Below are 7316 nucleotides of genomic sequence, written 5' to 3'. Positions count from 1 at the left end.
ACGGATCCCTGGGCGGTATGACGCCGAAGCGGTACTGGGAAACCTGGACGCACGAAAACCAATTAGCTATCGCATAAGCATTGGACTGCTAACGGGGACCCAATCACCCTGCTCACGTTGCAGCAGCGAAAAGTTGGTTCGAATGGTCGTGAGGGGCGTTCGAAGCTCATGCGATGCATCGGCCACCAGCTGCTGCTGCGCGGTGCGCGCAAGGGAGAGCTCCTGCAGCATCGTATTGAACGAGTCGGCGAGCCGGCCCAGCTCATCGTGCCTGTTCACATCTACCCGCTCGTTGGGATCGCGGGTATGGCTTACGCGCTCAATGACCGCTGCCAGCGAACGTACCGGCCGTAACCCAACAGTTGCCGTCACAAAGCCGACGATGCCGGCAAGCAGAATGCCGGCTGAACTGGTGACCAGAAGGACTGTCCCCACGCGGTCGACGGCGCGGTCGGTCAACAGAGTAGGCACACCGACAATGATGGCGCGGTCTGTCCCGGCCGGGACCACGACGACACGCACCGAACCGGCTGACCCGTCGGCGGTGTAATACGTGGTTCCGCTGTTACCGGCGGCAACATCATGCGCTGCCTGGGTCAGCCGCAGGGCATCCCCGGAGTCTTCCACCGGTTCGGCGGCCGTGATGATGCGGCTACAGGCAGGTTCGGCTGCGAAAGTGCAGGTGTCCGAACCTGAAGCGACATAGTTCGCCTGCGCTTGGACGAGGCGTTGGATCCGGGTGGCTTCACGCAGCAGTGCCGCGTCCTGGTTGCTCGAAAGCTGATTCAGGACCACAAGATACGTAACCCCGGCCACCAGCAGAATGACGGCTGCCACCGTCGCCGTGATGATGACGGCCAGCCGGCGCCTCAGGGAAGGCTGGATGCGGTGGCCGCCGGAGCCGCGCACCTTCATGTGATGATCAGGTGGTAGCCCACCCCCCTTTCGTTGCGCAGGGCACCAACACATCCAGCGTCGGATAATTTGCGGCGAATCTGGCTGATATATACCTCCAAGGCGTTTGAGGAGGGCGCCGCATCTTCGCCCCACACCGCTGCAGCCAGGCTGGCCCTGCTGTGTATCCTCCGGGGGTCAGTGAACAGCCTGGAGAGTAGTTTGGTCTCGATGCGTGTCAGCTGAAGCGGTGCCCTGTCACCGCGGAGCGTGCGATTGACGGGATCAAGCGAAAGTCCGTTCCACGTCAGCAGCTGGGGCGCCACGTTCTCCGTGCGCCGCAGCAGGGCCCGTATGCGCGCGAGGAGTTCCTCAAGGTCGAACGGCTTCCCCAGATAGTCATCAGCCCCTGCGTCCAGACCGTAAACGCGGTCCCGGACAGCTGCACGGGCCGTCAGCAGCAGGACAGGCGTCATATCTCCGGATGCCCGCATGGCGCGGCAGACAGCCAGCCCGTCAAGATGCGGCAGGCCCAGGTCAAGAATCACGAGGTGGGGATCATAATCCGTGACGGCGCCCAGCGCCGACAATCCGTCCGCCGCTGTGAAGACGTCGTAACCGTCGGCCTCCAGGGCAGTGCGGATTCCCAGCACAATGTTGGGATCATCATCTACAACAAGGACGCGGAAGCGCGGGGCAGGCATGGGCTCATCCTCCCAGAGTCTATGGATTCGGTCAGCAGATCTTTGACCGATAGCCCGGCCTTCGTCCCGCTCGGGAACAGGGCTCATCACCGGCCGAGGGTTCCGAGTACGGCGAGATGGTCGCTTCCGGTGGTGTTCTGCACTTGCAGTGAGGTGTTCGGGAATCCCCGGGTAAGGATGTGGTCAAGCCGGATGAGCGGGAACTCCCGGGGCCAGGTGAAGCCAAAACCTCCGGCGGTTGGCGCCGGTTCGGAAAGAAGGGATTTCAATCCGGACATGGTCGAGTCATAGGTGGAGGCATTAAAGTCTCCAAGCGCAATGATTCGGGACGCGTCGTCGTCGGCGACAGCCGCGCAGAGGTTCTCGATCATGGTGTCGCGGTTGGCATGGTCGGTGAGGCGGGCGGAATCAGCGTGCATCACGTAGATGCTGATGGGCTCGGCCTCGGAGTCGGTGTCGACGGTGGCATGGAGGGCTCGTTTCCAGCCGAGACCGAGCGTAAGCGGTTCGGCGTCAATAACCGGGTATTTGCTCAAGAGCATTACGGTGCCCACGCTCACCTGGTAGGGCCACTGCGTTAGTTCGGCGGGGTTGATGGGGGTAACGACTTCTTCCAGGGCAAGGATGTCAGGGGAGACCTGCGCCAGTTGGCGCAGCGTTGTGTCAGGATCCGGGTTGGTTGCGGAAAAATTCTGCGTCGCAACCGTTACCACGTTGCCGGGTGGAGGGACTGCGGTCGCCGAGGGAGCTATGTCGGTCCCGAAGACTGCGAGCCAGGACACTGCCGAGGACAGGACCAGGGCCGCCGCGGTTTTCGCGCGGAGGGCGACAGCGATCAGCAGCAACACCGGAATAGCCAGCCCCCACCAGGGCAGTGCGCTGTCGATGGCAAGCCGCAGCCCCAGCCCAGCCGGGATATGGCTGTGGCCGAGCAGGATCAGGGACAGCAGCACGGCGGCGCATCCCACCACACGCCCCCGGCGTTTTGCCGGAACGGGAAGTGCGCATCGCAGCGGGATGCGGCCTGGTGAGGAAGGCAGGGGTTTTGTGCCGTCGTCGAGCGTGCGCGGCTGATCAGATGTCATCAGCCCACTGTGACCGGTAACTGTGAGGTGAACATGAGGCCCTTGAAGTTCCTGCAACTCTACGGAGGAGATTCCACTACGAAATAAATAACGCTGGAGCAGACTTGTGCTTTATGTGCCCTCCGGCACTGTTCCCCCACATCATGGAGAAATATGTCTACCGCACGCGCTTATGCCGCCACTTCGCCCACTGACGATCTGGTAGCTACCACCATCGAGCGTCGCGACGTCGGCGCCCGCGACGTCCTGATCGACATTGCCTACGCCGGTGTCTGCCACTCCGATATCCACACCGTCCGCGGCGAATGGGGTCCCATCAAGTACCCGCAGGTGGTGGGCCACGAAATCGTGGGCACCGTCGCCGAGGTTGGCGCCGAGGTTACCCGCCACAAAGTCGGCGACCGCGTTGGGGTGGGCTGCATGGTCAACTCCTGCCGCGAGTGTGAGAACTGCCTGGCCGGTATGGAGAACTACTGCCTCAAGGGCAACACCGGAACCTACACCAGTGTGGACCGCGACGGCAGCATCACCCAGGGCGGGTACTCCACGTCCATCGTGGTGGTTGAGGACTTCGTCCTGAGCGTGCCCAAGAGCATTCCCTATGAGGCAGCCGCCCCGCTGCTGTGCGCCGGCATCACCACCTACTCGCCCCTGGCACACTGGAATGCGGGCCCGGGCAAGAAGGTCGCCGTGGTCGGCATGGGCGGGCTCGGCCACATGGGCGTCAAGATTGCCGCGGCCATGGGCGCCGAGGTGACCGTGCTGTCCCAGTCGCTGAACAAGCAGGACGATGGTCTGCGTTTCGGTGCCGAGCACTACTACGCGACGAGCGACGCGGGCACCTTTGACAAGCTGGCCAACACCTTCGACCTGATCATCAACACGGTCAGCGCGCCGGTGGATATGCAGCAGTACCTCTCGCTGCTCCGCCTGGACGGAACCATCGTGAACGTTGGGGCCCCGCCCGAGCCGCTGCCGATCTCCGTGTTCAGCCTCATGCGCAACCGCCGTTCGTTCGCTTCCTCGGGCATCGGCAGCATCGGCGAAACCCAGGAGATGCTGGACTTCTGCGCCGAGCACAACATTGCCCCGGAGGTTGAGCTGATCGACGCCGCAGAGATCAACACCGCTTACGAGCGCGTGCTGAAGTCCGACGTCCGGTACCGCTTCGTCATTGATGCGGCAACCATCTAACGCATTAGCCGGCAGCAAAGGCACCCCGCCGATTTGGCGGGGTGCCTTTTGTATCTGGGAGGTCAGGCCTTCGCCTTGTCTACCAATGCCGGCAGCGGGCGTACTGCAGGTTAGCTAAGTGCTCACGCGTTCCTGGTGTTTGCGACCGGCCCGGGCAGCGAGGAACAACACGGATCCAACCACTATGTAGGCGGCGGCGCTGAGCCAGATGGTCCCGGTTTGTTGTGTAAGGAGTGCGATGCTCGCAATGATCGCCAGGACCGGCACGATCCGAGGGGCTGTGAAGTGGCCGTGGGCTACTTTGTCTTTCTTGAGGACAAGGACGCTGACGTTGGCAGAAAGGAAAACCAGGAGTAGGAGCAGCACGGTGGTTTCGGCCAGCGTGGCCACGTTTCCGGTGAGGGCAAGGACGATCGTCAATGCGGCAACGACGACGATGGAGACCCAGGGGGTGCGGCGGCCTGGCAGCACGCGGCTGAAGGCACGGGGGAGCAGCTCTGCTTCTGCTAATCCGTAGCCAACACGACTGGCCATGACCATGAACAGAAGTGCTCCGTTGGCAATGGCGATCAGGGCGATGATGCTGAAGAGTCCGGGCGGGATCCCCACACCGCTGGCGGAAACAACGGCGAGCAGAGGTCCGGTGGATTCGGCCAGGTCAGCCGGGGGCAGGACGATGACCGCGCCGAGAGCGATGAGGAGATAGACGACCCCAGCGGTGCCGATGGCGCCGAATAGTGCCCGAGGATAGGCCTTGGAGGGGTTTCGTACTTCCTCGGCCATGTTCGCTGCCGCCTCGAAGCCCAGAAAAGAGAAAAAGGCGACAATCGAGGCGGCGAAGGCTCCTTGGAGGGGCGGGACGTCTGGTGCGAATTCAAGGAGCCGGGATGGTTCCCCGTTGCCGGAGGTGAGGACAATGGCGGCGACGACGATAACGATGACAAGACCGGTTACCTCGATGATTGAGGCGACGAGGTTCGCGGTGAGGGACTCCCGGACACCTCGAAGGTTGATCAAGGTCAGCAAGATGATGAACACGACCGCTGCGGGGGCGGCCGGCACGTCGATGAGCGCTGTGAGGTAATCGCCCGCGAAGGCGTTCGCGAGGGCGGCGGCTGTAGTGATTCCAGACGCCATCATCAGGAAGCCGACGAGGAATGACAGATAAGGGAAACCAAAGGCCCGGTCGACGTAGCGCGCGGCTCCTCCAGCGTGCGGATACTTGGTGATCAGTTCGGCGTATGTCGCGGCAGTCAGCAGCGCGACGACCAAGGCGATCAGCAGGGGTATCCAAATAGCGCCACCGACATCGGCGGCCATGGTACCCACGAGGGTGTAGATGCCGGCACCGAGGGTGTCGCCTACGATAAACGCGAACAGCAGCGGCGCACCGATTGCCCGCTTCAGTCCGGTTTGAGTTTTTGATGTGGTCGTCCCGGGATCCTTGCTCACTGGACTATTGGAATCCGTTTGTCATCCCAACGCAACTACTTGCGCTATTTGGGGCCGGGTCATTGCAGGGAAAGTTTGAATCAGCTCGCTGTAAAACTCACTCAACGGCTTGGTTCTTGTACTAAGGGGCCTTCCCATCCCGCCTATAATTGCACCATGCCAATTCTGCGCCTCGATGGCGCCATCTATGAACAGCTGCCCGTCCCGCACCAGCACGGAGGGGCTCTGTGAGCGGGGGACTCGTTGCCCTGCTGGACGACGTCGCCGCCCTGGCACGCATAGCTGCCGCGTCGGTGGACGACATCGCCGCCGGAGCCGCAAAAGCAGGAGCCAAGGCCGCCGGCGTCGTTATTGACGATGCCGCCGTGACCCCGCAGTATGTGTCCGGCGCCGACCCGTCCCGCGAACTGCCCATGATCAAGAAGATCTTCTGGGGCTCGCTCCGGAACAAGCTGCTCATCATCCTGCCCGCCCTGCTGCTGATCAGTGCCTTCCTTCCCGGTATCATTCCCTTCATCCTCATGCTGGGCGGCACGTACCTCTGTTATGAGGGCGCCGAGAAGGTTTGGCACAAGTTCTTTGGCCACCATGAGACCAAAGAGGCGCCGGCGGTCGATCGGGGCCCCGGAGCGGAGTCCAAAGTAGTCAAGGGTGCCATTACCACCGACTTCATCCTGTCCTGCGAAATCATGGTTATCTCGATGAACGAGGTGGCGGCTGAGTCCATCTGGGTCCGGGCAATGATCCTGGTCATTGTGGCCATCGCGATCACCGTGCTCGTCTACGGAGCCGTTGGGCTGATCGTGAAAATGGACGACATCGGCCTGCATCTCACCGCCAAGGATTCAGCCGGCGCCAAGCGGTTTGGCGAAATGCTGGTTAAGGGAATGCCTGCCGTACTGGCTGCCATCACCCTCGTGGGAACCATCGCCATGCTCTGGGTGGGCGGCCACATAATGCTGGTCGGCGCGTACGACCTGGGCTGGCACGCGCCGTATGACCTGGTCCATGCGCTGGAGCACCCGGTAGCAGGCATTGCGGTTGTGGGCGGTGTCCTGGCCTGGCTCGTGAACACACTCTGCTCCGCAGTTCTGGGCATGGCCTGGGGCCTGGTGGTCATGGCCGTCCTGCACCCCCTCATGAAGGTGCTGCCGTTTGGCAAGAAGAATGACCGGGACGACGCCGGCGAGGGCCGCGCAGCGGCCCCGGATCACCGCCCGGAAACGTCGGACGCGGATCACATCGGCTAGGACGGTTTACCCTCCCGCGGCGACAGGGCTGCGGGAGGTGAGGGCTTGCTGCCGACCTCCAGGAGGACAAAAGCAAGGGGGCGCTAAATTCCGATATCGGCGCTTTCCAGCAGCGCGACGGCGTCCGGCTGGCCCTCAAACATCACGAGCGCCTGCTTGGTGCGGCCGTGGGCATGCATCAGCAGCTCACCCGGCTCGCCAACGATGGCCACGGACACCGGAGCACGTTTGGCCACGTGACGCGGGCCGTCCGGACGAACCAGGACAATGCCCAGGTCCACGCCGCGGTACAGCAGCGCCGCACGCTTGATCAGGTCAGCCCACAACGCGTCCGAATATTCGGCGTCCAGCGCGCGAGGTGCCCAGCGGTCACCGGCCCGGCGGACGTCTTCGGTGTGGATGAAGTATTCGGTGAGGTTGGCGCTGTTGTCCACGGCCTTCAAATGCATGGGGGACAGGCGCGGCGGCCCGGCACGGAAGGACCGGACAAGCTTGGAGTACCCCTCCTCGGTGGATGCCTTTGAGGCGGTTTCCTCCATGGCCTTCTCCGTCTTCGCGGCGAAGGGCTTCAAGAAAAACCCCAGCGCGGCGGCGGGCTTGTGCTCCCGCAGGTACAGATGGGCGGCCAAATCTTTAGTCAGCCACCCCTCGCACAAAGTGGGTGCTTGAGGGCCGGCCGCAAGCAACGTTTCGGCCAGGACTTCACGGGAGGGTTCTACAAATCGCATCACTGCTGA

7 protein-coding genes are annotated in these 7316 nt (G+C 62.8%); 2 read left to right on the top strand and 5 right to left on the bottom strand.

Annotation, left to right across the window (positions count from 1 at the left end):
• Positions 1-66: 66 nt before the first annotated feature.
• From ABIB35_RS05455 to ABIB35_RS05445, 3 genes are all read right to left on the bottom strand, one after another.
• A complete protein-coding gene (locus ABIB35_RS05455; protein WP_354179547.1) occupies positions 67-915 on the bottom strand; it encodes a HAMP domain-containing protein in 849 nt (282 codons plus the stop codon).
• Positions 912-1598 (bottom strand): response regulator transcription factor, encoded by a 687-nt coding sequence (locus tag ABIB35_RS05450; protein WP_354179546.1) that lies wholly within the window; start codon positions 1596-1598, stop codon positions 912-914. Before ABIB35_RS05450 ends, ABIB35_RS05455 begins: the two co-directional genes overlap by 4 nt.
• 86 nt (positions 1599-1684) lie before the next feature.
• On the bottom strand, positions 1685-2683 hold the full coding sequence (locus ABIB35_RS05445) for an endonuclease/exonuclease/phosphatase family protein (RefSeq protein WP_354179544.1): 999 nt from the start codon (positions 2681-2683) through the stop codon (positions 1685-1687).
• A gap of 153 nt (positions 2684-2836) precedes the next feature.
• Here ABIB35_RS05445 and ABIB35_RS05440 point away from each other — a divergent pair, with 153 nt between their 5' ends.
• The gene (locus ABIB35_RS05440) at positions 2837-3877 is read left to right on the top strand and encodes an NAD(P)-dependent alcohol dehydrogenase (RefSeq protein WP_354179542.1); all 1041 of its coding nucleotides are present in this window, start codon (positions 2837-2839) and stop codon (positions 3875-3877) included.
• A gap of 114 nt (positions 3878-3991) precedes the next feature.
• Here the strand turns inward: ABIB35_RS05440 and ABIB35_RS05435 are convergent, their stop codons facing one another.
• Positions 3992-5329, bottom strand: a complete 1338-nt coding sequence (locus ABIB35_RS05435) for an APC family permease (RefSeq protein ID WP_354179540.1) — start codon at positions 5327-5329, stop codon at positions 3992-3994.
• Between the two features lie 227 nt (positions 5330-5556).
• Between ABIB35_RS05435 and ABIB35_RS05430 the strand changes: the two genes are divergently transcribed.
• The gene (locus ABIB35_RS05430; protein WP_354179538.1) at positions 5557-6579 is read left to right on the top strand and encodes a DUF808 domain-containing protein; all 1023 of its coding nucleotides are present in this window, start codon (positions 5557-5559) and stop codon (positions 6577-6579) included.
• Positions 6580-6662: 83 nt separating this feature from the next.
• On the opposite strand, the gene ABIB35_RS05425 is transcribed toward ABIB35_RS05430, so the two are convergent.
• On the bottom strand, positions 6663-7307 hold the full coding sequence (locus ABIB35_RS05425) for a TIGR03085 family metal-binding protein (protein WP_354179536.1): 645 nt from the start codon (positions 7305-7307) through the stop codon (positions 6663-6665).
• Between the last annotated feature and the right edge of the window lie 9 nt (positions 7308-7316).

Source organism: Arthrobacter sp. UYP6, from assembly GCF_040547315.1.
Lineage (GTDB): Bacteria > Actinomycetota > Actinomycetes > Actinomycetales > Micrococcaceae > Arthrobacter_B.
Note: the sequence above shows the minus strand (reverse complement) of the source record. Positions and strands in the feature narration are given on the sequence as shown.